Annotated in this window: 25 protein-coding genes and 1 pseudogene; 15 read left to right on the forward strand and 11 right to left on the reverse strand. The window is 54.4% G+C overall.

The features are described from left to right. Window positions 1–276: pseudogene (locus B880_RS24595) on the reverse strand (biotin synthase BioB); the annotation flags it as partial. A gap of 86 nt (window positions 277–362) precedes the next feature. On the opposite strand from B880_RS24595, the gene bioA reads away from it, so the two are divergent. Next, window positions 363–1,661 (forward strand): adenosylmethionine--8-amino-7-oxononanoate transaminase, encoded by a 1,299-nt coding sequence (bioA, locus tag B880_RS0102815; RefSeq protein ID WP_017345861.1) that lies wholly within the window; start codon window positions 363–365, stop codon window positions 1,659–1,661. A gap of 69 nt (window positions 1,662–1,730) precedes the next feature. Then, window positions 1,731–2,207 (forward strand): kinase inhibitor, encoded by a 477-nt coding sequence (locus B880_RS0102820; protein WP_017345862.1) that lies wholly within the window; start codon window positions 1,731–1,733, stop codon window positions 2,205–2,207. Window positions 2,208–2,259: 52 nt separating this feature from the next. On the opposite strand, the gene pgl is transcribed toward B880_RS0102820, so the two are convergent. Further along, on the reverse strand, window positions 2,260–3,255 hold the full coding sequence (gene pgl, locus B880_RS0102825; RefSeq protein WP_017345863.1) for a 6-phosphogluconolactonase: 996 nt from the start codon (window positions 3,253–3,255) through the stop codon (window positions 2,260–2,262). Window positions 3,256–3,408: 153 nt separating this feature from the next. On the opposite strand from pgl, the gene B880_RS0102830 reads away from it, so the two are divergent. Next, window positions 3,409–4,227, forward strand: coding sequence for a pyridoxal phosphatase (locus B880_RS0102830; protein WP_017345864.1), 819 nt, complete (start codon window positions 3,409–3,411; stop codon window positions 4,225–4,227). A 35-nt stretch (window positions 4,228–4,262) separates the two neighbouring features. Here the strand turns inward: B880_RS0102830 and B880_RS0102835 are convergent, their stop codons facing one another. After that, window positions 4,263–5,147, reverse strand: a complete 885-nt coding sequence (locus B880_RS0102835) for a LysR family transcriptional regulator (protein ID WP_017345865.1) — start codon at window positions 5,145–5,147, stop codon at window positions 4,263–4,265. 113 nt (window positions 5,148–5,260) lie between these two features. Between B880_RS0102835 and B880_RS0102840 the strand changes: the two genes are divergently transcribed. Genes B880_RS0102840 through B880_RS24600 form a run of 3 tightly spaced genes read left to right on the forward strand, consistent with a single transcriptional unit; the run spans window position 5,261 to window position 7,854 of the window. Next, complete coding sequence (locus tag B880_RS0102840; RefSeq protein ID WP_017345866.1) at window positions 5,261–5,485, forward strand: hypothetical protein; 225 nt, start codon at window positions 5,261–5,263, stop codon at window positions 5,483–5,485. Next, window positions 5,479–7,164 (forward strand): carbamoyltransferase C-terminal domain-containing protein, encoded by a 1,686-nt coding sequence (locus B880_RS0102845; protein ID WP_017345867.1) that lies wholly within the window; start codon window positions 5,479–5,481, stop codon window positions 7,162–7,164. The genes B880_RS0102840 and B880_RS0102845 overlap by 7 nt, the downstream gene beginning before the upstream one ends. A gap of 3 nt (window positions 7,165–7,167) precedes the next feature. Then, window positions 7,168–7,854, forward strand: a complete 687-nt coding sequence (locus B880_RS24600) for an HAD family hydrolase (protein ID WP_017345868.1) — start codon at window positions 7,168–7,170, stop codon at window positions 7,852–7,854. An 87-nt stretch (window positions 7,855–7,941) separates the two neighbouring features. Here the strand turns inward: B880_RS24600 and modC are convergent, their stop codons facing one another. The 4 genes from modC to B880_RS25850 all read right to left on the reverse strand — a co-directional run bounded on the left by modC (window position 7,942) and on the right by B880_RS25850 (window position 10,747). Beyond that, window positions 7,942–9,000: a molybdenum ABC transporter ATP-binding protein ModC gene (gene modC, locus B880_RS0102855; RefSeq protein ID WP_017345869.1), complete on the reverse strand. Its 1,059-nt coding sequence runs from the start codon at window positions 8,998–9,000 to the stop codon at window positions 7,942–7,944. Then, window positions 9,000–9,689 (reverse strand): molybdate ABC transporter permease subunit, encoded by a 690-nt coding sequence (modB, locus tag B880_RS0102860; protein ID WP_017345870.1) that lies wholly within the window; start codon window positions 9,687–9,689, stop codon window positions 9,000–9,002. The genes modC and modB overlap by 1 nt, the downstream gene beginning before the upstream one ends. Continuing rightward, entirely contained in the window at window positions 9,686–10,459 is a 774-nt protein-coding gene (gene modA, locus B880_RS0102865) for a molybdate ABC transporter substrate-binding protein (protein WP_017345871.1), read from the reverse strand. Before modA ends, modB begins: the two co-directional genes overlap by 4 nt. Before the next feature lie 132 nt (window positions 10,460–10,591). Next, window positions 10,592–10,747 carry an AcrZ family multidrug efflux pump-associated protein gene (locus tag B880_RS25850; RefSeq protein WP_017345872.1) on the reverse strand — a complete coding sequence of 52 codons (156 nt, stop codon included), beginning with the start codon at window positions 10,745–10,747 and terminating at the stop codon, window positions 10,592–10,594. A 162-nt stretch (window positions 10,748–10,909) separates the two neighbouring features. On the opposite strand from B880_RS25850, the gene modF reads away from it, so the two are divergent. The 5 genes from modF to gpmA all read left to right on the forward strand — a co-directional run bounded on the left by modF (window position 10,910) and on the right by gpmA (window position 16,740). Beyond that, window positions 10,910–12,388, forward strand: coding sequence for a molybdate ABC transporter ATP-binding protein ModF (gene modF, locus B880_RS0102875; protein WP_017345873.1), 1,479 nt, complete (start codon window positions 10,910–10,912; stop codon window positions 12,386–12,388). 249 nt (window positions 12,389–12,637) lie between these two features. Then, window positions 12,638–13,681 carry a galactose-1-phosphate uridylyltransferase gene (gene galT / locus B880_RS0102880; RefSeq protein ID WP_017345874.1) on the forward strand — a complete coding sequence of 348 codons (1,044 nt, stop codon included), beginning with the start codon at window positions 12,638–12,640 and terminating at the stop codon, window positions 13,679–13,681. Beyond that, complete coding sequence (gene galK / locus B880_RS0102885) at window positions 13,681–14,829, forward strand: galactokinase (protein WP_017345875.1); 1,149 nt, start codon at window positions 13,681–13,683, stop codon at window positions 14,827–14,829. Before galT ends, galK begins: the two co-directional genes overlap by 1 nt. Next, window positions 14,823–15,857, forward strand: a complete 1,035-nt coding sequence (galM, locus tag B880_RS0102890; protein WP_017345876.1) for a galactose-1-epimerase — start codon at window positions 14,823–14,825, stop codon at window positions 15,855–15,857. Before galK ends, galM begins: the two co-directional genes overlap by 7 nt. A gap of 130 nt (window positions 15,858–15,987) precedes the next feature. Beyond that, entirely contained in the window at window positions 15,988–16,740 is a 753-nt protein-coding gene (gpmA, locus tag B880_RS0102895; protein WP_017345877.1) for a 2,3-diphosphoglycerate-dependent phosphoglycerate mutase, read from the forward strand. 68 nt (window positions 16,741–16,808) lie between these two features. Here gpmA and aroG read toward each other — a convergent pair whose 3' ends face one another. Further along, complete coding sequence (gene aroG, locus B880_RS0102900) at window positions 16,809–17,861, reverse strand: 3-deoxy-7-phosphoheptulonate synthase AroG (RefSeq protein WP_017345878.1); 1,053 nt, start codon at window positions 17,859–17,861, stop codon at window positions 16,809–16,811. Between the two features lie 290 nt (window positions 17,862–18,151). Between aroG and B880_RS24605 the strand changes: the two genes are divergently transcribed. Beyond that, on the forward strand, window positions 18,152–18,454 hold the full coding sequence (locus B880_RS24605) for a protein YbgS (protein ID WP_017345879.1): 303 nt from the start codon (window positions 18,152–18,154) through the stop codon (window positions 18,452–18,454). 160 nt (window positions 18,455–18,614) lie between these two features. Further along, window positions 18,615–19,592, forward strand: coding sequence for a CDF family zinc transporter ZitB (gene zitB, locus B880_RS0102910; protein ID WP_017345880.1), 978 nt, complete (start codon window positions 18,615–18,617; stop codon window positions 19,590–19,592). On the opposite strand, the gene pnuC is transcribed toward zitB, so the two are convergent. The 3 genes from pnuC to B880_RS0102925 form a co-directional block, all read right to left on the reverse strand. Beyond that, window positions 19,586–20,308, reverse strand: coding sequence for a nicotinamide riboside transporter PnuC (pnuC, locus tag B880_RS0102915; protein WP_017345881.1), 723 nt, complete (start codon window positions 20,306–20,308; stop codon window positions 19,586–19,588). The two genes, zitB and pnuC, sit on opposite strands and share 7 nt — an antisense overlap. Window positions 20,309–20,333: 25 nt before the next feature. Next, entirely contained in the window at window positions 20,334–21,395 is a 1,062-nt protein-coding gene (gene nadA, locus B880_RS0102920) for a quinolinate synthase NadA (RefSeq protein WP_017345882.1), read from the reverse strand. A gap of 142 nt (window positions 21,396–21,537) precedes the next feature. Next, complete coding sequence (locus tag B880_RS0102925) at window positions 21,538–22,023, reverse strand: methylated-DNA--[protein]-cysteine S-methyltransferase (protein ID WP_017345883.1); 486 nt, start codon at window positions 22,021–22,023, stop codon at window positions 21,538–21,540. Window positions 22,024–22,185: 162 nt separating this feature from the next. Here B880_RS0102925 and B880_RS0102930 point away from each other — a divergent pair, with 162 nt between their 5' ends. Next, on the forward strand, window positions 22,186–23,643 hold the full coding sequence (locus B880_RS0102930; RefSeq protein WP_017345884.1) for a DNA-3-methyladenine glycosylase 2 family protein: 1,458 nt from the start codon (window positions 22,186–22,188) through the stop codon (window positions 23,641–23,643). 217 nt (window positions 23,644–23,860) lie between these two features. Further along, window positions 23,861–25,684 carry a hypothetical protein gene (locus tag B880_RS0102935; RefSeq protein WP_017345885.1) on the forward strand — a complete coding sequence of 608 codons (1,824 nt, stop codon included), beginning with the start codon at window positions 23,861–23,863 and terminating at the stop codon, window positions 25,682–25,684. Window positions 25,685–25,745: the final 61 nt, after the last annotated feature.

A 25,745-nucleotide genomic window follows, 5' to 3' on the forward strand; every position in this document is an offset into this window, starting at 1 on the left:
GCTCGAACCCGCCGCTTTTGCTTTGCGCGCCGAAGCCAGCACCGCCTCCACTTCCATCAGGCGTTCTGATGTCAGACCGGTTTTGTAGCGCGAGCTTTGTGGACAGTATTTACAGTCTTCCGGACAGGCACCGGTTTTAATCGACAGCAAGGTACTGACCTGAACCTGGCGTGGATCGAAGTTCTGCCGATGCACCTGCTGCGCTTCAAACATCAGTTCAAGAAAAGGTTTATCGAACAGGGCTTGTGCCTGTTTCACTGTCCAGCGTTGTGCCATTGCGTGCTCCAAAAAAGGGTGTCATCCCGACGATTAACGTGGTTATACTTGTAAACTAAATCTTTTTATTTTGGTTTACAATACCCATGTTCAGCCAGCAAGACCTTGATTTTGACCGCCAGCATATCTGGCACCCCTACACTTCAATGGTCGATCCATTGCCCTGCTACCCGGTTGTTGCAGCCCATGGCACTCGATTGACGCTGGCCGATGGCCGCCAGTTGGTGGACGGAATGTCATCGTGGTGGGCGGCGATCCATGGCTACAACCATCCGGCGCTGAATCACGCCTTGCAGCAACAGTTGGCACAGATGTCACATGTGATGTTTGGCGGTATTACCCATCCGGCAGCGGTGGCACTGTGCCGCCGGTTAGTGGCAATGACCCCCGATCCGCTGGAGTGTGTTTTCCTCGCTGACTCCGGCTCTGTAGCCGTTGAAGTGGCGATGAAAATGGCGTTGCAGTACTGGCTTGGGCGCGGAGAGCGCCGCCAGCAGTTTCTGACACTGCAACGTGGCTATCATGGCGATACCTTTGCGGCAATGTCGGTGTGCGATCCACACAATGCCATGCACAGCCTGTGGCGGGGCTACCTGCCCCAGCATCACTTTGCGGCGGCACCGCAGTGCGGCTTTGCTGAAGACTGGGATGAAGACGACATTGCAGATTTCACTCAGCGATTGGAACGGCATCATCGTGAGTTAGCGGCGGTGATCCTCGAGCCGATTGTGCAAGGTGCGGGGGGAATGCGTTTCTACTCGCCGCGCTACCTGCAACGGGTGCGTGAGTTGTGCGATGAATTCGATGTGTTGCTGATCGCCGATGAAATCGCGACGGGCTTTGGCCGCACCGGGGCGCTGTTCGCCTGCGAACATGCGGGTATCGCACCCGATATTCTCTGTGTGGGTAAGGCGCTGACTGGCGGCACCCTGACGCTGGCCGCCACGATCACCACGCGGGATGTCGCAGAGACGATAAGCCGGAGTGAAGCGGCCTGCTTCATGCATGGCCCCACGTTTATGGGCAATCCACTGGCCTGCGCGGTGGCCGTTGCCAGCCTGGATCTGCTGCAAAGCGGCGACTGGAAAACCCAGGTCGCGGCGATTGAGCAGCAGTTGCAAGAAGAACTTCTGCCGCTGCGTGAGCATCCACGCGTTGCCGATGCGCGGGTGCTAGGGGCGATTGGCGTGATAGAGACCCATGACGCGGTGGAGATGGCCAACATTCAACGTTTCTTCGTCGAACAAGGCGTGTGGATCCGTCCCTTTGGACGCCTGATTTATCTCATGCCGCCTTATGTGAGTCGCCGTGAAGATATTACCCGCTTAACTCAGGCAATGGCCGCAGCGCTTGATTATTCACAACATTTTACCAACGCCCGCTAGTATCACGCTGGACGTGTCAGAGCAATCAGTTAAGATGCGTTATCTACCACCACGGAACAGGAGAGCGATATGCGCATTTCCAGTAATAATTTCAACGATGGCGATAAGCTGCCACAGCGCCAGGTCTTTAATGGCATGGGCTACAGCGGTGACAACCTGTCCCCGCATCTGGCATGGGACGACGTGCCGGAAGGAACGAAAAGCTTTGTCGTGACCTGCTACGATCCTGACGCCCCGACCGGTTCAGGCTGGTGGCATTGGGTGGTTGCCAACATTCCTGCTGACGCACGTGAGATCCCAGAAGGTGCGGGTTCGGGTAAAGCGGAACTGCCAGCAGGCGCGTTGCAGACCCGCACCGATTTCGGTGAGCCAGGCTACGGCGGTGCCGCTCCTCCACCGAACCGCAGCCACCGTTACATCTTTACCGTGTATGCGCTGGACGTTGAACAGATCGACGTCACTGCGGATAACAGCGGCGCACTGATTGGCTTCCATGTGTTCCAGCACAAGCTGGCAAGTGCCGCTATCACGGCGAAATTCCAGTAAAAAAAAGCCCGGTAAGGTTCTCCTCACCGGGCTTATCTCGCTTTTTACACGCTTATTCTGCCAGCGCGTGTACCACTACCCACATTGGCCCCTGCCCCACGGCATAGCGTGCCAGTGGCTGTAGCAGCCCTTTCTCGCCAATCCCATACACTTCAATATGGTGTGATTTCTGCCCGGCAGCGATCAGGAAGCGCCCGCTGTGGTCGATGTTAAAGCCACGCGGCTGGGTTTCTGTCGCCTGGAAGCCTTCCACCGCGACCTGGTCGCCAGATGCAGAGACACTTAGTACGGTAATGGTGCTGCTGGTGCGGTCGCAGGCATACAGGAAGCGGCCATCTGGCGTCAGATGAATATCTGCGGCCCAGCGCGTGCCGGTGAAATCTTGCGGCATGATGTCGATACTTTGCAGCTTCGCCACTTTTTCCTGCTGGTTCAGAGCCCAGACATCGACGCTGCTGTTCAACTCATTCACGCAGTAAGCAAACTGACCGTTTGGATGGAAAGCCATATGACGAGGCCCGGCACCCGCTTCGGTGGTGACTTCTGCCTGAGCTTTAGCGCTTAATTCACCGTTGTTGCTCAGGGAGAACAGCGCGATACGATCCTGCTTCAGCGCCGGTACAAACAGCGTCTGGTTGGCGTTATCGATATTGGCTGAGTGGCAGCCATCCAGACCGTTAATCACCTGAGAAGGCGCTTGTGGCAGGCCTGCGCTGTCAATCGGGCTGACGCTGACGCAAGCATCGTTATACGAGCCGCAGAACAGGAACTTGCCATCACGATCGGTGGAGATATGCGTTGGGCTGCCTGGGAGTGGCGCTTCACCGGCTTTGGTTAACTTGCCATCAGCGGCAATACGGTAGGCAATAATGCGAAAGTCTGGTCGCACACCGACATAGAGAAAATCTTTTTTCGGGCTAACCACCATCGGCTGCACCTGACCGGCAACATCCGTGACCTGCAACAGGGTTAAGGCACCGTCATCACTGAGCTGCCATGCATGGATCTGCTGGGATTCGGGACTGGCGGTATAGACAACTTGTTTCATTTTTTCTCCTTGTTGACTGCCTGAAGAGGAACGCGCTCAACTGTAGCCTGTTTTACTGGCCTGCGCCGGGATGTTTTGTGCCGCATTTTTTGTCTGGCTGCTGTGCCCGGTGTAAACTGAATTTTTACCTCCCTGACACAGGCGACATTATCAATGAGTTATCGCGTTATCGCTCTGGATCTCGACGGCACACTGCTGACTCCCGCTAAAACCATTCTCCCGGAATCTCTTGAAGCCATTAAGCGTGCACGTGCAGCAGGGGTTCAGGTACTGATCGTCACCGGGCGTCACCACTGTGCCATCCATCCTTTTTATCAGGCACTGCAGTTAGATACACCTGCAATTTGCTGCAATGGGACCTACTTGTATGATTATCATGCAAAAAAGGTCCTATCTTCTGATCCACTGGCTCAGGAACAGGCGTTGCGGGTGGTAGAAATGCTCAATCAAGACGCCATGCACGGTTTGCTGTATGTCGATGACGTCATGCTGTATCAGCACGATGCCGGGCACGTCACCCGCACCCAAAACTGGGCACAGTCATTGCCGCCAGAACAACGCCCAGTGTTTGTGAAGGTGGATGATTTAGCGCAAGCGGCGCGTGAAGCAAAATCATTATGGAAATTCGCCCTCTCCCATCCCGATACCCGTGCACTGCAACAGTTTGTCGACAAGGTAGAAGCGGAGTTGGGTCTGGCCTGCGAATGGTCATGGCACGATCAGGTTGATATTGCCCAGCAAGGCAACAGCAAAGGAAAACGTCTGGCTGAGTGGCTCGCCTCGCAGGGGTTGAGCATGAAAGACGTGCTGGCGTTTGGCGATAACTATAACGACTTAAGCATGCTGGAACATGTCGGCCTGGGCGTCGCGATGGGCAATGCGGATGAAACCATTAAAGCGCGAGCGCACAAGGTGATTGGCACCAATCTCGAAACCGGGATCGCCGAGACGATTTATCGCGAAGTATTGTAAGTCCGTTGGCGGCAGCAGACTACGCTCGCCGCCCGTTAGCTTGCTGCGGGCAACATCGATAAAAACAGATCGCGCAGGTGATCGTCATACACGCTGTTCCACACCACGCCTAAGTCCCACTGGGTGTGTGGCCCGTTGAGCGGGATCATTCTGACCTCTTCCGGCGAAATATTCACCGTGCTTTCCGGCACAATCGCCACACCCAGTCCCGCCGCGACCAGCGCCATGAGGGTCTGGATATCGCGGGCTTCCTGCACCACTTCAGGTTCTAACTGATTAAAAGCCAGAAAACGTTTTACTTGTTTATCCAGACCGGGACCGCGCTCGCTTTTCAGTACCAGCAGAGGCAGTTCGGCCAGCGAACGGTAGTTATCTTGCTGGCGTAAGCTGGTGACATAGTGTGAATAGAGGTCTTCTTTCACGGCAATCACCAGCGATTCCGTCCGCAGCGTCACGCCTTTAAGCGGTGCTTTCACCGGCAGGCGCATAAAGGCGATCTGAATCCGCCCTTGTAGCAGTTCCTCGGTCTGAACCGAAGAAGGCATGTCTTCCAGATTGATGTGTACCCGTGGATAACGTTGACGGAACTGGGCAATCAACACCGGGGCAACCTTGATCCCGGCAATGCCAAAACCGATAAACAGGTTCCCCTCTTTGCCACTGGCGATGTTCTTGGCCAGATGGCGGAACTCTACCGACTGCTCGACGATAAAGCGGGCTTTCCCCACTAACTGTTCGCCGCCCGGCGTGAGCTGCGCGCCATGACGGCCGCGAACGAACAGCTGCATCCCCAGTTCGTTCTCGATCATCTGAATCTGCTTCGTCAGCGCGGGCTGGGTGACAAACAGCTTCTGCGCCGCTTCACGGTAACTGCCAGAGTCAGCTAACACTACAAAAGCGCGTAAGAGTCGAGTATCCATTCCATTCAGTAATCAAAGTGGGCGTAATTTCTATTATATTTTCATCGCCCAGAGGGATTTAATAGATAGAGAACCCACAAGTGTGATGAAGATCACAATCACAGGAATAAATCATGCAAAATCAACATTTTGTTTTTCTGATTAAAGGTGACACCGTGGTACCACAATCACTGAGCGATCCTGCCGTGGGAGAAATTATTCGCAGCACACTGCTAGAGAAATTCCATATATCGAAATTGCACATTATTGCCGCAGACAATAAGGAAGCGCTGGAAAAATTCGCTATGTTGTCTGAAAGCTACCCTGACAAGAAATTAGAGGAAGTTATCATATGCTAATCTTAGGCATTACCAACAACGATACCGCAGGCGCTTGCCTGGTTGAGGGTAAAAATATTCTTTCCGCTGTACACGAAGAACGTTTCACACGGATTAAAGGCCACAAAATTTGGCCACAGCAGTCGATTGACTACGTGTTAAAACAAAATAATAAAACGTTAGCCGATGTCGATATTGTTGCTTACGGCTGGAATGCCGGATTTAATGAAGACCACAGCCTCAATCTTTACGTAAATCGTGTGATTTATGAGTGCCAGAACAACTTCGCTAACATTGATGTTTTAAAGAAACGTATCTCTGATGAGCTGGTCAATGACAAAGTAAAACGCGCTGAATTTGATCGCTTCATTGCCGACAACGATTTAAAAAATAAAGTTCGCTACATCGACCACCATGACACCCACGCCTGGGGTGCCTGGCTCTGTTCCCCGTTCCAGAGTGCGCTGGTTGTCACCAGTGACGGACGCGGTGATTTTATCTCCCTTACCGTTCGCCTGATTGAACAGGGTAAAGAAACGGTCCTGCATCGCGAAACCACCATTGATAGCCTCGGTTATTTCTATGGCCGTATTACCCACCTGCTTGGGTTTAAACCTAACCGCCACGAAGGTAAAATTACCGGACTGGCTGCACATGGTAATCCGGCGCGGGCAATGCCATTAATGAAGAAAATGATTGATCTGAAAGATGGCCATATTATCGCAAACTGCGGTGATTATTACGTTCCTTCCTATCAAGGCTATTCAGAAAAACTGATCAATGAAGTGAGCAATTACAGTAAAGAAGATATTGCCGCTGCCGCCCAGCAGCATATCGAAAATATAATCACCGGTTTAATTGCGCCCTACATTAAAAACTACAAAGTGAAACACGTGTGTCTCGCCGGTGGTCTGTTTGGCAACGTCAAACTCAACCAGCGCGTGAATCAAATGGAAGGCATTGAGAATGTGTTTGTCTTGCCTTGCATGGGTGATGACGGCCTGGCATTAGCCGCGGCAGTCACCGCGCAATGGCGTGAGACCGATACCCGCTGCGAGCTGACCACAATGGCACTTGGCCCAGACTACAGCAATGCCAGCGTCAGTGCTCTGCTGGACCAGCAGCCCGATCTTCATTACACCCAACCTGCCGATATGCCGCAAGCGGTGGTGGACTTGTTACGCACCGATAGCGTGCTGGCTTTTGTCCGTGGCAACATGGAATTTGGCCCGCGCGCACTCTGCCAGCGCAGCATTGTTTATCATGCCCATAATAAAGATATTAACGTCTGGCTAAATAACCAACTGCACCGCACCGAATTTATGCCGTTCGCGCCGGTTACCACCGATTTGTTAGCCGAAGTCTGCTTTACTGACTGGGCTTCAGCGGACGCCTCTGCTGAATATATGACCATGACCTACGACTGTAAACCCGTGATGGCGGCCCAGTGTCCAGCTGTGGTGCATATTGACAATACCGCACGGCCGCAGGTTATTCGCAAAGAAAAAGATCCGTTTATGTTTGAGTTAATCCAGAAATGGTATCAGTTCTCTGGTCAACCCTGCCTGGTTAATACCTCTTTCAACCGCCATGAAGAACCTATTATTAACACCCCTGAAGAGGCATTGAGTGTCTTGCGTGCCGGGATTGTTAAGGCGGTTATTATTAATGATACCTTCATCGTTACCAATAAGGAGTAATTCATGTCAGTCACTGCAACAGTTGCAAAGAAAATAGATGCCGTTTTATTTGATTTAGATGGTGTCATCATCGACTCAAATAAAGCCATTATCAGTGCCTGGCTGACCACTGCTGAAGAGTATGGCTACAGTTTTACGCAGGCTGAAGTCGATCGCTATATTATTGGTGCGTCCCATCTTTTTACGCTGGATAACCTGTTCCCGGATCGCAGCGATAGCGAAAAGAAAGTGATTCACAGTAAAGTCGATCAGCGTGAAGAAGAGGCTATCTACCGTACTATTGATGGCGTTGAAAAGTTTATTTATCGCCTGCGCAACTTTGACGTTAAAGTGGGTTTGGTCACCAGTAGCTGGCCAGAGAAAATTAAAAACGTCATGGAACAGCACAATCTGAATTTTGACTGTATTGTCTGCCGCAATGATGTTCAACGTGGTAAGCCTGATCCACAACCGTATCAACTGGCGATGGAAAAGCTGGCGATTGCCCCGGAAAATTGCCTGGTGTTTGAAGATTCAGACAACGGTATTTATTCCGCTGTGGCTGCGGGCGCAAACTGTATTGCAGTGAAGAACGATCACTTTAGCCATATTCCGTACATCGAAGATTTTAACCAGCTCTGCATCGATGACAGTGAATTTAGCTATCAACTGGCAAACGCCAACAAGGGAATAGCGATTCGCCCGGTGTAAGGAAATTCTGAATTTGCCTGGTTGATAACTCCCGGTGATGAAATGTTACCCATTGCGTCTGACTGTCCTCAGCGCAGTGGGCGGCAGCTAGATCGTCACCGCGACGCTTTTAATCTGCACATACAGCCACTGATCGGGCCGGATACTCAGCTCATCCCGCGCCCAGGGTGAAATCGATGCCCAAAGTTCACTGATCCCAATACGTAGCTTCACCTGTACCTGCTCCCCTTCATCGACTAACTCCACCACCTGTGCTGGTAAAATATTGCGTTGTGAGCTGTGCTGCGGTGGCACCAGCGCCAGAGAAACATCGGTGGCAGCAATGCGAATACGCAATGCCGATTTCACCGGTAACGCCACGCGCGCCACCCAGATGTGCTGATCGCCCAGGGAGAGTGCTGTCATCGGATAAGTCGGGTGATGTTCCAGTACCTGGACCCGCAGCACACTGCTGGGCGCGCTGCGTGGCAGCCAGGGACGCATTGCGGCACTGCTCCACACTTTATCCAATGGACCGAAGGCAGTGACATTCCCCTTATCCAGCACCAGTAGGTTGTCAGCAAGCTGGAAAATCTCCTCCAGACTGTGTGACACATACAGCACTGGGATCTCCACCCGCTTAACCAGTTTTTGCAGCCAGGGCATCAACTCCCGCTTGCGGAGCAGATCCAGTGATGCCATGGGTTCATCCAGCAACAGCAGGTCTGGCGCGGTTAGCAAGGCGCGTCCTATCGCTACCCGCTGCTTTTCACCGCCGGAAAGCGAATGGGGGAAACGATCGAGTAGCTTTTCAATCCCCAGCAGCGTCACCAGCTCATCGAATTGCGCTTTCATCGAGGTCGCCATCGCATATTGCAGATTGCCACGCACCCGGTAGTGCGGAAACAAGCGGGCATCCTGAAATACATAGCCCACGCGACGCTGCTCCGGCGGCAGGAAAATCCGCTGTTCGGTATCACTCAACACCCGCTGATGTAGCTGAATGTGGCCCTGCTGTGGCTGTGCCAGCCCGGCAATGGCGTTGATCAGTGACGTTTTACCGGCACCGGATACACCGAAAATGGCGGTGATCCCCTGAGCCGGGATCGCAGCCTGCACCTTCAGCAGGTGCTCTCCTTGCTGCAAAGTAAAATCTAGCGACAGCATCAGCCCCTCAGTCGTTTACGGCCCCAACGGGCAAGCCATTCAGAAACCAGCAGTGCCGTTAGCGCCAGCACAATCGCGATCACACACAGGCGCGCGGCGGCATTCTCTGCCCCCGGCGTTTCGATCAGGGTGTACATCGCCAGTGGCAGAGTGCGGGTTTCATTGGGAATATTCGCCACAAAGGTAATGGTGGCACCAAACTCACCCAACGACCGCGCAAACGCCAGCACCGTGCCGACAATAATGCCCGGCAAGGTGAGCGGCAGCGTGATGGTGACAAAGGTACGCCAGCGCCCGGCCCCCAGGGTACGCGCAGCTTGCTCCAGCCGGGTATCCACCGCTTCCAGTGCGAGGCGAATAGCACGCACCATCAGCGGAAATGCGATGACGGCCGAAGCCAGCGCGGCCCCACGCCAGCTAAAGGCAAAGGTAAAGCCAAACCACTGATACAGCCACTCACCAATCAGGCCACGTTTACCCAGACCAATCAGCAATAAATAACCCACTACCACTGGCGGTAACACCAGTGGCAAGTGAATCAGGCTGTCCAGCAGGGCTTTACCCGGAAACTGGCAGCGCGCCAGTAACCAGGCGACCCAAATCCCCAATGGCAAACTAAACAGCACCGCTGTACCAGAGACTTGCAAACTCAGCAGCACCGCCTGCCATTCGGCATCGCTCAGTATCATGATTTAGGCGCAAAGCCGTAACGTTTGAACACTGCGGCGGCTTCCGGGCCTTTCAGATAGCTGTAAAATGCCTCGACCGCAGGTTGCTGATGGCCTTTCACGACCGCCATCGGATATTCCACCGGTTTATGGCTCGCTTCCGGGAATGTCCCTACCACGGCGACTTTTTTGCTGGCTACGGCGTCAGAACCGTATACCACACCAAATGGCGTTTCATTGCGTTCAACCAACGCCAGCGCTGCGCGCACATTATTGGCTCGCGCCAGCACCGGAGAGACCACAGGCCAGGCGCCCAGATGGGTCAGGGCTTCCTGTGCGTAAATACCCGCCGGTACGTGATCGGGATCGCCGACGGCCAGACGTTCGCCTTTCAATAAGGTGGTCCAGTCCGTTTGGGCATCAATTTTGACACTCTTCACTGTGCTACTCACTGGCGCAATCAGCACCAGATCGTTGCCGAGTAAGGTGTAACGGGTTGCGGTTTCCATGCTCTGTTTTGCCACAGCATCATCCATCCACTGCTGATCGGCAGAGATAAACAGGTCAGCAGGTGCGCCCTGTTCAATCTGACGTGCCAGCACGGAAGAAGAAGCATAAGAGCTGACCACTTCAACGCCGGTCTTCTGCTGCCAGACTTTACCAATCTCATCCATTGCATTGGTCAGCGATGCCGCAGCAAAAACCGTGACTTTATCAGCGGCCACGGCTTGCCCGGCCAGCATCAACGTGAACGCAGCAGCCATACCCCAGCGGTATTGATTTGTAGACATTATTGTTCTCTCTTTATCGTAGTAGCTTTCCTGAGCATAGCCCGGAAACCGCAGCCCTGTCATGAGCTTATCGGCATAAAAAGAGGCAACTTGAGAGGGGATGCACAACGCCCGTGAGGGCGTTGGCGAGGTTCAGCTAGCTGAACGGGAAGAGCGGTTATCGCGGTGACCGAATTTCGAGATTACGTTGAAGACTTCACCCAGGCCGTAGATCAGACCCAGCATCAGCGCCATAACAATCGGCACCATGATGATCGCTACAGCCAGGCTTTTAATCAATTCCAGCATCAGAGCCTCACAGACAAACAAAAAAGTGATTGTAACGGCTGGTTATAAAACTGCACTGTGCTTTTCGTGCTCTCCTGACGGGCACTCTCCCCGATGACAAATTGACAACACTGACCACAAGGATTAAAACTGCCAGTATTGATGCAAAAAACGGAATAAATTATGTCTATATTGCAAATTTCGCAAGGCACGTTTCGTCTTAGCGATACCCGAGTCCTGACCCTGAAAGACCTTACGTTGCGCAGCGGCGAGAGCTGGGCGTTTGTCGGTGCTAACGGCAGCGGTAAATCAGCTCTGGCACGCGCCCTTTCCGGCGAGTTACCGGTGGAGAAAGGCACGCGGGAGTCCACCTTCAAACATCCAGTGCGCCTGTCACTGGAGCAGTTGCAGAAAATCGTCGCCGATGAATGGCAACGTAACAACACCGATTTGCTGAGTGAGCATGAAGATGACACCGGCCTGACCGCCGCCGAACTCATCCAGACCGAGGTCAAAGATCCGGTCCGCTGTGAACAGTTAGCCCAGCGGTTTGGTATTAGCTATTTGCTGACTCGCCGCTTCAAATACCTCTCAACCGGCGAAACGCGTAAGACCTTGCTGTGCCAGGCGCTGATGGCCCAGCCTGATTTGCTGATCCTCGATGAGCCTTTTGACGGCCTTGACGTGCAATCTCGCGCCAGCCTGGCCGAAACCCTCGCCCAGCTCCAGCACGAGAATTTCACGCTGGTACTGGTATTGAACCGCTTCGAAGATATTCCAGAGTTTGTTCAGCACGCTGGGGTGCTGCTGGAGTGTGAAGTGACACACACCGGGCCACGCAGTGAGTTACTGGCTGAAGCGCTGGTCGCCCAACTGGCCCACAGTGAGAAGTTAGAAGGCATGGCGCTGCCCGAACCGGATGTGGCCGATGCCCTGCCACAACTGGCAGATGACGCTCCCCGGGTTACCCTGCGCAATGGCCGCGTTTCATACAACGATATGCCCGTGATCGAAGGGATGAACTGGCAGCTCAATAGCGGTGAGCACTGGCAGATTACCGGGCCAAACGGCGCAGGTAAATCCACGCTCTTGAGCCTGATTACCGGTGACCATCCGCAAGGCTACAGCAACGATCTGACCCTGTTTGGTATTCGACGCGGTAGCGGTGAGACCATCTGGGACATTAAGCAGCACATTGGCTACGTCAGCAGCAGCCTGCATCTGGAGTACCGCGTTAACGTCAGCGTGAGCACGGTGATCCTGTCTGGTTTCTTTGACTCCATTGGGTTGTATCAGGCCGCTTCGGATCGGCAAAAAGCGCTGGCCCGGCAGTGGCTGGCACTGCTCGGGATGGATAATCAGCTGGCCGATACACCGTTCCACAGCCTCTCATGGGGCCAGCAGCGTTTAGTGCTGATTGCCCGCGCGCTGGTAAAACACCCTACCTTGCTGATCCTTGATGAGCCGTTGCAGGGGCTGGATTCTATTAACCGCCAGCTGGTGCGTCGCTTTGTCGATATTCTTATCGGCGAGGGGCGAACACAACTGCTGTTCGTTTCTCACCATGCTGAAGATGCACCACAGTGCATCAGCCACCGTTTGAGCTTTGTCGCCAAAGAGGGTGGTGGCTACCGCTACGAGCAAACCCAGCTCAAAGCCTGACGCTAAAAACCGGGGGATTCGAGCCCCCGGTCACGCCCTTCTCCGCACGCTTTCCGCAGCATCACTCCACAATGTAAACGTTACCACATATTGACCGTACTCATTCCCTGCATGCTATCCTAAAGCCCGTATCAGAAATCTTCATCTTGTGTAAACGATTTCATTTATCCTGCCTGGATCACGATTTCATCCGCATGGCTGTGTTACTTTTACGCCAGATTCAGTGCCTCAACGTTATCAGGACGTCCCATGGAACAATTTAACCCGGTAGATCACCCTCATCGCCGCTACAACCCGCTGACCGATCAGTGGGTATTGGTTTCTCCACACCGCGCTAAACGCCCGTGGCAGGGGGCGCAGGAAACCCCTGCGGTTGAGCAGCTGCCTCAACACGATCCCGACTGTTTCCTGTGTGCCGGTAATACCCGCATCACTGGCGATATCAACCCGAACTATACCGGCACCTTTGTCTTCACCAACGATTTTGCCGCCCTGATGACAGACACACCGGATGCCCCCGAGAGTGACGATGTGCTAATGCGCAGCGGCAGCGCACGCGGCACCAGCCGGGTGATCTGCTTCTCACCGGATCACAGCAAAACCTTGCCGCAGCTTTCACTGCCTGCGCTGGAAGAGGTGGTGCAGACCTGGCAGGATTTAACGGCTGAGCTGGGGCAAACCTACCCGTGGGTGCAGGTGTTTGAGAACAAAGGCGCAGCCATGGGCTGCTCGAATCCGCACCCGCACGGTCAGGTGTGGGCCAACAGTTTCCTGCCTAACGAAGCGGCACGAGAAGATGTCCACCAGCGTGAATACTTCGCCCGTACGGGTTCGCCAATGCTGCTCGACTACGTGACGCGAGAGCTGAAAGATGGCAGCCGCACGGTAGTGGAAACCGAGCACTGGCTGGCCGTGGTGCCCTACTGGGCCGCCTGGCCGTTTGAAACGCTGCTGCTGCCGAAAGCGCCAGCACAGCGCATCACCGATCTCAACGCGGCTCAGCGGAGCGATCTGGCGCTGGCGCTGAAAAAACTCACCAGCCGCTATGACAATCTGTTCCAGTGCTCTTTCCCCTACTCCATGGGCTGGCACGGCGCGCCCTTCAACGGCGAAGACAATGCACACTGGCAACTGCACGCGCATTTTTATCCGCCGCTGCTACGTTCGGCCACCGTGCGTAAATTTATGGTCGGCTACGAGATGCTGGCTGAAACCCAACGCGATTTAACCGCAGAACAGGCCGCCGAGCGCCTGCGTTCTGTCAGTGATATTCATTTCCGTGAGGCGCAATAATGAGCTTAAAAAACATCACCCAACAGGTTTTTGCCGAGACTTTTGGCTATGCAGCCACCCACACCATTCAGGCACCTGGCCGCGTGAACCTCATTGGCGAACATACCGACTATAATGATGGTTTTGTATTGCCCTGCGCGATTGATTATCAAACCGTCATCGCTTGTGCTAAACGCGACGATCGCATCGTCCGCGTCGTCGCCGTTGATTACGAGCAGCAGCAGGATAGCTTCTCGCTGGATGCAGAAATCACTGCACTGCACGAGCCTCTGTGGGCCAATTACGTGCGTGGCGTTGTGAAATACCTGCAACTGCGTGACAGCAACTTCGGCGGAGCTGACCTGGTGATCAGTGGCAACGTGCCGCAGGGTGCAGGGTTGAGCTCTTCCGCTTCGCTGGAAGTCGCGGTGGGTACGGTCTTCCAGCAGCTGTATCAGCTGAAGCTGGGCGGGGCTGAAATTGCGCTTAACGGCCAGGAAGCAGAGAACAAATTTGTCGGCTGTAACTGCGGCATTATGGATCAGTTGATCTCAGCGCTCGGGCAGAAAGATCACGCGATGCTCCTCGACTGTCGCGATCTCTCAACCCGTGCCGTATCACTGCCAACCGATGTCGCGGTGGTGATCATCAACTCCAACTTCCGTCGTAGCCTGGTGGGCAGCGAGTACAATACCCGCCGTGAGCAGTGTGAAGCTGGAGCGCGTTTCTTCGGTAAACCGGCACTGCGTGATGTGACGCTGGCCGAGTTCTATGCCGCTGAAGCACAGTTAGAGGGCGAAGTGGCTAAACGCGTCCGCCATGTGCTGACCGAGAATGCGCGCACTCAGGAAGCTGCCGATGCGTTGAGCCGTGGCGATTTAGTGCGTATGGGCGAATTGATGGCAGAATCACACGCTTCCATGCGTGACGATTTTGAAATCACCGTACCCGCAATTGATACGCTGGTGGAACTGGTCAAAGCTGAAATTGGCACCCAGGGTGGCGTACGTATGACGGGCGGCGGCTTTGGCGGTTGTATCGTCGCACTGATGCCGGTGGGCTTAGTGGATCAGGTCCGTCACGCCATTGCGAGCCAGTACGAAGCAAAAACCGGCATCAAAGAGACCTTTTACGTGTGTAAAGCATCAGAAGGAGCAGGCATTTGCTAAGTGATATCCAGTCAACGGCCCCTGACGGCCAGCCCTGGCGCATCACCGTGTTACGTAATCACAACGGGATGGTCGCCACATTCATGGACTGGGGAGCCACCTGGCTCTCCGCCCGCATTCCCCTTGATGATGGCAGCGTGCGTGAAGCGCTGCTCGGCTGCGCAACGCCTTCTGACTACCTGCACCAAAGGGCCTATCTCGGCGCAACGGTGGGGCGCTATGCCAACCGTATCGCGGGCGCGCGGCTAAATGCCACCGGTCAGGCACTGCTGCCTAACCAGGGGCCAAACCAGCTGCACGGTGGCCCGGAAGGTTTTGATAAACGCCGCTGGCAGATTGTCAGCCAGAGTGAGAGCGTGGTGCACTACCGCCTCGACTCACCGGATGGCGATCAGGGTTTCCCTGGCGCACTGCTGGTCGACCTGTGGTACGAGCTGGCGGAAGACAACTCGCTGCTGATTCGCTATGAGGCAGAGAGCGACCAGCCGACCCCGGTTGCGCTGACTAACCATGCCTACTTCAACCTTGATGCCGATCATGGTGATGTACGCCAGCATCGTCTACAACTACAGGCCGATAACTACCTGCCCGTAGACAGCATGGGGCTGCCCAATGCCAACCTCACGGCGGTGGCAGGCACCAGCTTCGATTTTCGCCAGGCAAAAACCGTGGCGCAGGATTTCCTGCAAGATGCCGATCAGCAAGCCACCAAGGGCTACGATCACGCCTTCCTGCTTAACAGCGCAGGTGATGTGCAGCAGGTCGCTGCTCAGCTCACCTCCGCCGATGGCAAACTGAGCCTGGAAGTGACGACGTCCTGCCCTGCGCTACAGGTTTACAGCGGTAATTATCTGGGTGGAACGCGGGCGCGCGAGCACGACCACTATGAGGATTACCAGGGGATTGCTCTGGAAAGTGGCTACCTGCCAGATTCGCCTAACCACCCGGAATGGCCGCAGCCGGACTGCTGGTTACAGCCCGGTGATTGCTGGAAAGCCACGACGCGCTATCGCTTTATCACCGTATAAGCGGCTGAAAAACGCGCACTGCGTTGCAGACAGGCTTACGCAGTGCGTTGTTTTCCGCTATGGTATGGCGCAATTGGCAGCAAGGTTTTTACTATCCCGCAACATCATTATGTATTGAAGGAGTTAAGCTATGGCCGTAACTAAGCTGGTCCTGGTACGCCACGGCGAAAGCCAGTGGAATCAGGAAAACCGCTTTACCGGATGGTACGATGTAGACCTGTCTGATAAAGGTCGTACCGAAGCTAAAGCAGCAGGTCAACTGCTGAAAAAAGAAGGCTTCGTGTTTGATTTTGCCTACACTTCCGTGCTGAAGCGTGCCATTCACACCCTGTGGAATGTGCTGGACGAGCTGGATCAGGCCTGGCTGCCGGTTGAAAAATCCTGGCGTCTGAACGAGCGTCACTACGGTGCGCTGCAGGGCCTGGATAAAGCAGAAACTGCCGCTAAATATGGCGATGAGCAGGTATTGCAGTGGCGTCGTGGCTTCCGCGTGACCCCACCAGACCTGGAGCGTAGCGATGAGCGCTTCCCGGGTCATGACCCACGCTACGCCGCACTGAGCGACGAGCAGCTGCCAACCACCGAAAGCCTGGCGCTGACCATTGACCGCGTTATCCCTTACTGGAACGAATCTATTCTGCCGCGCATCAAGAGCGGTGAGAAAGTTCTGGTTGCAGCACACGGTAACTCACTGCGTGCGCTGGTTAAATACCTCGACAACCTGAGCGAAGAAGAGATCCTCGAACTGAACATCCCAACCGGCGTGCCGATGGTGTATGAGTTTGATGAGAACTTCAAACCGCTGAAACGCTACTACCTGGGCGACGCTGACGAAATCGCAGCTAAAGCCGCAGCAGTGGCTAATCAGGGCAAAGCGAAGTAATTCGCTGCACTGAAACAGCAAAAAGGCCAGACAGTGTCTGGCCTTTTTTTATGTCATCGCAACAAACGTTAGCCGCGACGCGCTTTCACGGCACCCGCCAACTGACGCAATACGTTTTCCGTGTCGCTCCAGCCGATGCAGGCATCGGTAACACTTTTGCCGTAGACCAGCGGCTCGCCGCTCTCGAGGCTCTGATTTCCTTCCACCAGGTTACTCTCGATCATTACGCCGATAATCCCCTGCTCTCCGCTGATCATCTGCTGTGCAACGTCATCTGCAACCACTAGCTGCTTCTGGAATTGCTTGCTGCTGTTCGCGTGGCTGAAGTCGATCATCACCTGCTGTGGTAAGCCTGCTTTCGCCAGCCCGGCTTTCACGGCCTTCACATGCTCTGCGCTGTAGTTCGGCTCTTTACCGCCACGCAGAATGATGTGGCAATCCGCGTTGCCGCTGGTTTCAACAATGGCGGAGTGGCCATATTTGGTCACCGACAGGAAGCAGTGTGGCGAGCTAGCCGCATTAATGGCATCGATCGCCACTTTAATGGTGCCGTCGGTGCCATTTTTGAACCCAACCGGACAAGAGAGGCCGGAAGAGAGCTCGCGGTGCACCTGAGATTCGGTGGTACGCGCGCCAATCGCGCCCCAGCTCATCAAGTCAGCCACATACTGAGGGGTGATCATGTCGAGGAACTCACCGGCCGCAGGCAGGCCAGTATCATTGATATCCAGCAACAGCTTACGCGCCAGGCGCAGGCCGTCGTTGATCTGGAAGCTGCCGTCCATGAACGGGTCGTTGATCAGCCCTTTCCAGCCCACTGTGGTACGCGGTTTTTCGAAATAGACGCGCATGACCACTTCCAGCTCACCCTGCAACTCTTCGCGCAGCGCCAGCAGGCGTGCGGCGTAATCCATCGCGGCCTGGGGATCGTGGATAGAGCACGGGCCAATGACCACCAGCAGGCGATCGTCTTCGCCCTGGAGGATCTGGTGGATGGCAGTGCGGGCGGTGGCTACGGTTTTGGCCGCTTTATCGCTGGCCGGGAATTTTTCTAATAAGGCAACCGGCGGGAGAAGTTCTTTAATCTCGCGGATGCGTAGGTCATCATTCTGATAATTCATACTGGTTCCGTAAAATTTCTGGCCAGAGTAACTTCTGGCGCAACCTGCCCACTGTAGCCCGTTGCCTGCATGGTGTAAATTGTCACGTCGTGTTAACAACCCCGTATCGCGTTTGCATTTATTTTGTCAGGGTCTACACTTTTTAACAGTTACTGCCAAATTGAATATTACTTGCGATATTTAATTTTAGAAACAGACAGCATGGTAGCGATATATTCCACCAATTCACGTTTACCCGTAAACGGGGCGACAAATGGGGCATGCAACGCTCGATGAGCAGGAGTTTAACCATGAATAAGTACGCCATTCTCTTTCTGACAACTGCATTGACTTTGGGTAGCTCTGCCGTAATGGCCGCCGACAGCAACAACGGCGATGCTAACCAGGCGGCGAGTGCCGGTGCCGCAGCCGGTGGCGCGAAAGAAAATCTGCCACCGAATAATGTTGATAACAGTAAGATTAATAACGGCAGCACTAATACCAATGCCGCCGCGACCGGTGAACACCAAAACTCAACGCACCATAAAAAACACCACACCAAAGAAAAAGTGGAAAGCACTGAAGGTAATGGCTCGATTGAATCCTCCCATTAACGGCTTTCTGGGGGGAACTTCCCCCCACCTTTTCCCCCTTCCTGTTCCCACCCACACCTTTATGTGCGCAGCTGCGCTAAAACCACAGCAAGACGCATCTGTTATCACAGTTTTACTGCTATGATCGCCGCCAGGATCGTTGTCTTAATAGTGGAATTCTATGGCCCATAATCACGCCCATCCTCATGATGGCAATCAAAAACGGCTGCTGGCCGCACTGCTCGTTACCACGCTGTTTATGCTGGCGGAAGTGGCCGGTGGTTTGATCTCGGGTTCGCTGGCACTGCTTGCAGACGCAGGCCATATGTTGACAGATGCCGCCGCACTGCTGATGGCACTGCTGGCGGTTAAATTTGCGCAGCGCAAACCAAATGCGCGCCACACGTTTGGCCTGCTACGCCTGACCACCCTCGCCGCGTTTATTAACGCTATCGCCCTGCTGGTGATCACGGTGCTGATTGTCTGGGAAGCGCTCCAGCGCTTTTTCCATCCTCAGGCGGTGACCGGCGGGCTGATGCTGGTGGTGGCGGTTGCCGGGCTGCTGGCGAATATTTTCGCCTTTTGGTTACTGCACCACGGCAGTGAAGAGAAAAATCTTAACGTCCGCGCGGCTGCACTTCATGTTATGGGTGATCTGCTCGGTTCCGTTGGGGCAATTATTGCCGCCATCATCATTATGACCACCGGCTGGACGCCAATTGACCCGATCCTTTCACTGCTGGTGTCCTTACTGGTGGTACGTAGCGGCTGGAAACTGCTGCGGGAAAGCCTGCATGAGCTACTGGAAGGTGCGCCGAAGGCGATTAACGTCGACAAACTCAAGCGTGAGCTAACCCAGGCGATTGCTGAAGTACGCAACGTGCATCATGTCCACTTATGGCAAGTGGGCGAGAAACCCCTGCTGACCCTGCACGTGCAGGTGATCCCCCCTTACGACCATGATGGCCTGTTACGGCAAATACACGTCTGGCTGCATCAGCATTATCAGATTGCCCATGCAACGGTACAGATGGAGTACCAGCCCTGTAGCGGGCTGGATTGTGAGTTGTGCGAAACAGGGGCACCGCATCAGCAGGTGGAGGGAGCCGTGCTAGAACACGAGCACCCTCACGGCACACATTCAGACCATCATCACTGAGACGACAGCGCACGTGAACCCTGCTCACGCGCGCTGGCAATCCACAGCCGTGAGCCATTGAGGGCAATAAGGGTGAGAATCACGTACTCCAGTGCCATGGCGTAAACGCCCTGACGGGCGAAAATCATCACACTGATCACATCAATAACCACCCACAGCAGCCAGTTTTCCACATACTTACGCGTCATCAGGATCATCGCGACAACAGACAGTACCGTCATGGTGGAGTCCCAGAACGGGAAAGCATCAGGCTGGAGCACGGGCAAGGTGACAGAAAGCCCTACGGCGTTCATCAGCGCAACGGCGATGCGACTGAGGAAGGCGAAGAACGGGTCGATCCACAGCGTTAGCAGCGCTATCGCTACCACACACGCTACTCCCCATCCCAGAGCACTGCTACGCGACAACCAGCGGATTTTTAACGCGGCCTGATTATCACTGGTTTGACGGCTCCACGCATACCAGCCATAGACGTTGGCAGCAAAGAAAAACAGCTGTAGCAGCAGGCTGGCGTAGAGTTGGATCTGGAAAAAGATCACCGCAAACAGCGTGACATTAATCAAACCAAACAGGTAGTTGCTGATTTTCTCCAGGCTGGCGAGCCAGATGCAGAGCAAGCCGGCCAGCGTTCCCACGGCTTCAATCCACGAGAGATCGTATCCGCCCGCACCCAGAGGGATATGCACCAGGATATTGTGTGTGCTAAAAAAATCCATATTAAGCCACCTCAGAAAAGGCCTGTCAGGCATTCCCTTTTACTTTGAGTTTAAGATCTGCTGCAAAGGATAGCATGCGGTTCAGCGGGAGCAATGCCGCCTCACGTAATGCGGGTTCCACATGAATTTCATGCTCGCTCCCGCCGTTTTCCAGCGCCTCAGCAATGGCTTGTAAACCGTTCATCGCCATCCACGGGCAGTGTGCGCAGGTGCGACAGGTTGCCCCTTCCCCGGCTGTCGGGGCTTCTAACAGCTCTTTATCCGGCACGGCCTGCTGCATTTTGTAGAAGATGCCGCGATCGGTGGCAACAATCATACGCGGGTGCGGTAGCGTTTTGGCGGCCTGAATCAGCTGGCTGGTGGAACCCACGGCATCGGCTAAATCGACTATCGCCTGCGGCGATTCCGGGTGTACCAGCACAGCGGCTTCCGGGTAGAGGGTTTTCATGCGCTGCAAAGCCTGAGTTTTAAACTCATCATGTACGATACATGCCCCCTGCCAGCAGAGAACGTCAGCACTGGTCTGCTTCGTCACGTAGCGTCCGAGATGGCGATCCGGTGCCCAGATGATTTTCTCGCCCAGGCTGTCGAGGTGCTCGATCAGCTCAACCGCAATACTGGATGTCACCACCCAGTCAGCGCGCGCTTTTACTGCGGCGGAGGTGTTGGCATAGACCACCACGGTACGATCGGGATGCGCATCGCAAAAACGGTTAAACTCTTCAATCGGACAACCGAGATCCAGTGAGCACTCAGCCTGTAAGGTTGGCATCAGCACCGTTTTTTCCGGGCTGAGGATTTTGGCGGTTTCTCCCATAAAACGCACCCCAGCCACCAGCAGGGTTGTTGCGCTGTGGTTGCAGCCAAAACGCGCCATTTCCAGCGAGTCCGAGACGCAGCCGCCGGTCTCTTCCGCCAACGCCTGGATTTCAGGATCGGTATAGTAGTGCGCCACCAGCACCGCGTTGCGTGCTTTAAGTAACTGTTTGATTTTCTCGCGATAAGCAGATTTTTCTTCACTACTCAGACGCTGGGGCTTAGGTGGAAATGGATAGATGGCGCTTTCAGGATCAAACATCAGGCTCATGACACGACTCTCGTTTTATCTAATTAACGAAAATTAACTTTTCAAGGCTAATACTGGCATTCTTTCCGCCATCATGTTTTTTATACTAAACAAGATAGCGGAAAAAAGCCGCAGTGTCGTGTCATTTTTGTGAGCAGGACGATCAGGATTTTTGCGGGTTTTCCAGCGCCAGCAGAAAAGCTTTTACCGCCAGCCCACCGGCGAAACCGGTCAGTTTACCGTTACTGCCAATCACCCGATGACAGGGGGCAATAATGGATAATGGATTACGGCCATTCGCCGCGCCCACGGCGCGCACCGCTTTAGGATGCCCGATCTGCGTCGCAATCTGGCCGTAGCTGCGCGTCTCACCAAACGGAATGGTGGTCAGGGCGTGCCACACTTTTTGCTGAAATTCCGTTCCCCTGGCGTCCATTGGCAAGGTGAAATGCTGCAACTCACCGGCGAAGTAGGCACGTAACTGCCGCTCGGTTTCGCACAGGATGGGATGATGATCATCATGCTGGGTGGTGCTTAATTTCACACGCGACGGTGAATCATCCTCCCACAGAATAGCCACGACGCCGCGATCGCTGGCGACCAGTGTCAGCTCACCTACCGGGGTTTCAATCTGTTTGCTGTAATACATGTTCTTCTCCTCACTCAGACGTGCCAATTATCGCACTTTTTCTCCACAGAACTGGCTGTTTTCGGTCATCGGGTTAATCTGTTGTGATGACCGAAAACAGCCAGTTGCCAACGCGGCATTGCGCGAAGATAGGCACTGATCCCTTTTTCCTCTGAGGTTGCTATGTTTGATCGTGAGACTGCCTGGCAGGCATTAACCGCACGAGATCGTCGCTTTGACGGCGTTTTCTTTGTTGGCGTCACCTCAACCGGGATTTACTGTCGCCCGATTTGCCCGGTAAAACCACCCCGTAAAGAGAACTGTGTATTTTTTTCCAGCGCTGAAGCGGCAGAAAAAGCGCATTTCCGTCCCTGTTTGCGCTGCCGACCCGAGCTGGCTCCCGGTAATGCCCCGGTTGATAAACCCCATCGCGTTGCCGATCTCCTGTTACGTCACATTGAAGAAGGGGTCCTGGAGTCGGAGTTAAGCCTCGACAGTATCGCCGCAGATCTGGGGATCAGTTTGCGCCAGCTACGCCGCATTGTGCAGCAGGAGCTGGGCGTATCTCCGGTGGAGCTACGGCAAACTCGCCGACTGCTGTTAGCCAAGCAGTTGCTGACCGAAACCCGCCTTCCTGTGACGGAGATTGCCCTAGCCAGTGGTTTCAGTAGCCTGCGACGTTTTAATGACGTTTTCCAGAGCCGTTACCGTATGTCCCCCAGTCGGCTACGCAAAGCAACCTCTGAGCCTGCTCACGAGGTGATTGAGGCCACGGCGACCCTGCGCCTCGCCTATCGTCCCCCTTTCGACTGGGAGCTGCTGTTAGGCTTTCTGAGCCAGCGTGTAATGAAAGAGGTCGAAGCCGTAGCAGACGGCCACTATCGTCGAACTGTGGCGCTGGGCCGGTGCCGAGGCTGGATCAGCGTGCGTAATCTCCCCCGGCATCATGCGCTGGAGGTCACGTTCACCACCAGCTTGTCCCCGGTATTACCGGCACTCTTACGCCGCTTACGCGATCTGTTCGATCTTAATGCTCAGCCACTGCAAATTGCTGACCATCTGGCCCAAGACCCTCTGCTACAGGAGAGCGTGGCGCATTTTCCTGGGCTGCGGGTTCCCGGTGCCTTTGACGGATTTGAAATGATGGTGCGGGCAATTCTCGGCCAACAGATCACTGTAAAAGCAGCGACCACGCTCAGTAGCCGTTTCGCGGCGGCATTTGGGGAACCCTTTGTGACCCCGTTTGCCGATTTATCGCGTCTTTCTCCTTTCCCGAGTCGGGTCGCACAAGCCACGCTGGATGAGGTTGCCAGTCTGGGGATTGTTAGCGCGCGCTCCAGTACCATTTTGGCGATTGCCGCAGCTTTTAACGCTGGCGACCTGAATTTTAGCGGCATCAAACAACCCGATGAGGTGGTACAGCGTTTGTTATCACTCAAGGGCATTGGCCCGTGGACCGCCAGCTATATTGCGATGCGGGCGCTGCGCTGGCCGGATGCTTTCCCGCGGGAAGATATTGCCATTCGCAACAACCTCGGGGGGCTTACCGCCGCGCAGGCTGAGGCTCGCTCCCAAAGCTGGCGTCCCTGGCGTAGTTATGCAGTGATGCACATCTGGCACAGCCTGACGCCGAAGAAATAGCACATCTCCGTTTTACTTCCACAGGTAAGCAGAATCGTTTTGGGAGTTTTCTGGAAATATTCATATCCGGCTGTTTTCTGGCCTTGAATTTCAGCCTGTTTTTCCATGCGCTGCTTGTGAAATCATTATGTTAGCCTGGACCTTTACGCATTTCCGGTGTGCGGCTGCTTATACTTTGGACAGCAAAGCGCTCGCAATCCTGTGAAGAGGAACAGTCATGACGCAACAGCAGCAGAATGTAAACAGCCCCGCCCAGGCAAAAACGGCCACGGTTGTCCAGGTACGCACTGTCGCCGATTTACGCGCACATGAACCCGCCGCCGCCGGAGAGCTAGCAACAGTGCTGGAGTATAACCCTGGTAGTAAAATGGGCGGTGGCGTGTTTGTGTATGACATCACGGATACGAAAAGCCCTGATGATGGTGGCGTTACCTTTGTCAGTGCCAAGGGGGCCCGCTGGAAACGGGTTCTACAGGACTATAACAATGTCACCGTGCTGGACTTTGGCGCGATAGCCGATGGCAAGACAGACTGCGCAGAGGCGGTCAGACGCATGTTTAACTGGTCCCAGAAGAACTACCCCGCCACGGGTATTCGTTTTACTGCCGGTGAGTTTTATCTGTCTGCCTTTGATATCGCCGACAAAGGTGAAGTGAACCGTTTTAAAGTGTCAGGTGCTCCGGTCAACTTTGGCTATTTCCCCACCACCCTGATTTATTCCGATCGTAAAAACAGTGACGTCGTATTTCGGGTGAAAGCGCGCTATGTCGAGATCGCCGGCCTGGTGTTCGCAGGCCAGAGCAACGTTGACGGTCATCCCGCCAACACCAAAGGCTTTTTCAAGAATGTCGTGACCGGTGGGCAGTTTCTGCACGTCAGCAGCGTGGAGTTTCGCAATACCGGTGGTCGCTGTCTGGATCTGATCGATACGCTGGATTGTAAGATCGATCAGTTTTACTCACGCCACAGCCAGGATTCAATTATCTATGCCCGTTGGTCCGATCAGGCACAGGGAGCCTGGGATCACTGCACGGCCATCGAGCTCTCTAATTTTAATATCCAGAACAGTAAAAACCGCCCCGCCCTGGATCTGCCGCGTTGTACCCAATCTTTTATTCGCAACGGCTGGATTGAGCACACCGACTATCCAGGTGATCTGACCAACGGCCAGTGGGTGATTGAGGGCCTGGCCATTGAGTCCAGTATTTACCCGCTGAAGCTGGGGTTTACCCGTGCCTTGATTATTCAAAAGAGCATTCACAGCTCAGCGAAACCGTTCGACTACTCCACTGACGGTATAGAGCCGTGGACGTTGTTGAGTGAGTTTGATCGTGGCGTCGCGGAGATTTCAGACTTAGGGGCGATTTTTCAGGGTTCACTAAGCTATGACGCCATTACCTCGCAGCACCATATGAGTAATTTTGCCAACGCGCATACCTGGTTTTACGTCGGTGAGTTCCACTTTTCTGATAAATCGTCACAGATACATCTCCGCATGTTGGGATCGGCCCAGTATCTCAGCCAGGGCGCAACCCAGACCGATTTCAGTACCCGCACCCCCGAAGGCGTTGCCCATATCTATTTGCAGGCACGCGAAGAGTCAGATGTGATTGCCAGTTGGTATGGCGAAGGCTCCAGTCCTGTTGGGCGGGTGCATATTGAAGGGACATCCGCACGCTGCAAACTGTATGTGAAGATCCCACCGTCTACCGGCTGGACCAGCGCACTGGTTGATACCAATGGCCGCGACCGCTATCAGGCCGGGATTAGCTTTAAGTTTCGTAAAAGCTTCACCCAGTGCAGCACTGAGGAAGCGCAGAGGTTGGATGCGGCACCCACCAAAGCCTTTCAGCAGCACTGGACCGGCAATGACAAAGTGGGTTTTGGCTACAACGACAATAACCAGCTCATTTTGCGTGGCCCCTACTTCGAGAAAGCCTATCAGCGCGAGGATCAGAGTTGGTACACACGCCGTTTTGCCAGAGTGATGTACAACGGTAAACCGTTTAGCATCGAGCTGCTGCCGGAGGACGGGATCTAGATCTGTCAGACAGGTGTTTGCCCTTGACGCGAATCCTGAACAAACCGCAGAAACGAAAAAA

Origin of the sequence: Pantoea sp. A4 (genome assembly GCF_000295955.2) — a bacterium.
Classification (GTDB): Bacteria; Pseudomonadota; Gammaproteobacteria; order Enterobacterales; family Enterobacteriaceae; genus Pantoea; species Pantoea multigeneris.

Bases quoted from the DNA above. Each gene is read 5' to 3' on its own strand.
- bioA (WP_017345861.1), top strand. From the start codon at position 363: ATGTTCAGCCAGCAAGACCTTGATTTTGACCGCCAGCATATCTGGCAC.
- B880_RS0102820 (WP_017345862.1), top strand. From the start codon at position 1,731: ATGCGCATTTCCAGTAATAATTTCAACGATGGCGATAAGCTGCCACAG.
- pgl (WP_017345863.1), bottom strand. From the start codon at position 3,255: ATGAAACAAGTTGTCTATACCGCCAGTCCCGAATCCCAGCAGATCCAT.
- B880_RS0102830 (WP_017345864.1), top strand. From the start codon at position 3,409: ATGAGTTATCGCGTTATCGCTCTGGATCTCGACGGCACACTGCTGACT.
- B880_RS0102835 (WP_017345865.1), bottom strand. From the start codon at position 5,147: ATGGATACTCGACTCTTACGCGCTTTTGTAGTGTTAGCTGACTCTGGC.
- B880_RS0102840 (WP_017345866.1), top strand. From the start codon at position 5,261: ATGCAAAATCAACATTTTGTTTTTCTGATTAAAGGTGACACCGTGGTA.
- B880_RS0102845 (WP_017345867.1), top strand. From the start codon at position 5,479: ATGCTAATCTTAGGCATTACCAACAACGATACCGCAGGCGCTTGCCTG.
- B880_RS24600 (WP_017345868.1), top strand. From the start codon at position 7,168: ATGTCAGTCACTGCAACAGTTGCAAAGAAAATAGATGCCGTTTTATTT.
- modC (WP_017345869.1), bottom strand. From the start codon at position 9,000: ATGCTGTCGCTAGATTTTACTTTGCAGCAAGGAGAGCACCTGCTGAAG.
- modB (WP_017345870.1), bottom strand. From the start codon at position 9,689: ATGATACTGAGCGATGCCGAATGGCAGGCGGTGCTGCTGAGTTTGCAA.
- modA (WP_017345871.1), bottom strand. From the start codon at position 10,459: ATGTCTACAAATCAATACCGCTGGGGTATGGCTGCTGCGTTCACGTTG.
- B880_RS25850 (WP_017345872.1), bottom strand. From the start codon at position 10,747: ATGCTGGAATTGATTAAAAGCCTGGCTGTAGCGATCATCATGGTGCCG.
- modF (WP_017345873.1), top strand. From the start codon at position 10,910: ATGTCTATATTGCAAATTTCGCAAGGCACGTTTCGTCTTAGCGATACC.
- galT (WP_017345874.1), top strand. From the start codon at position 12,638: ATGGAACAATTTAACCCGGTAGATCACCCTCATCGCCGCTACAACCCG.
- galK (WP_017345875.1), top strand. From the start codon at position 13,681: ATGAGCTTAAAAAACATCACCCAACAGGTTTTTGCCGAGACTTTTGGC.
- gpmA (WP_017345877.1), top strand. From the start codon at position 15,988: ATGGCCGTAACTAAGCTGGTCCTGGTACGCCACGGCGAAAGCCAGTGG.
- aroG (WP_017345878.1), bottom strand. From the start codon at position 17,861: ATGAATTATCAGAATGATGACCTACGCATCCGCGAGATTAAAGAACTT.
- B880_RS24605 (WP_017345879.1), top strand. From the start codon at position 18,152: ATGAATAAGTACGCCATTCTCTTTCTGACAACTGCATTGACTTTGGGT.
- zitB (WP_017345880.1), top strand. From the start codon at position 18,615: ATGGCCCATAATCACGCCCATCCTCATGATGGCAATCAAAAACGGCTG.
- pnuC (WP_017345881.1), bottom strand. From the start codon at position 20,308: ATGGATTTTTTTAGCACACACAATATCCTGGTGCATATCCCTCTGGGT.
- nadA (WP_017345882.1), bottom strand. From the start codon at position 21,395: ATGAGCCTGATGTTTGATCCTGAAAGCGCCATCTATCCATTTCCACCT.
- B880_RS0102925 (WP_017345883.1), bottom strand. From the start codon at position 22,023: ATGTATTACAGCAAACAGATTGAAACCCCGGTAGGTGAGCTGACACTG.
- B880_RS0102930 (WP_017345884.1), top strand. From the start codon at position 22,186: ATGTTTGATCGTGAGACTGCCTGGCAGGCATTAACCGCACGAGATCGT.
- B880_RS0102935 (WP_017345885.1), top strand. From the start codon at position 23,861: ATGACGCAACAGCAGCAGAATGTAAACAGCCCCGCCCAGGCAAAAACG.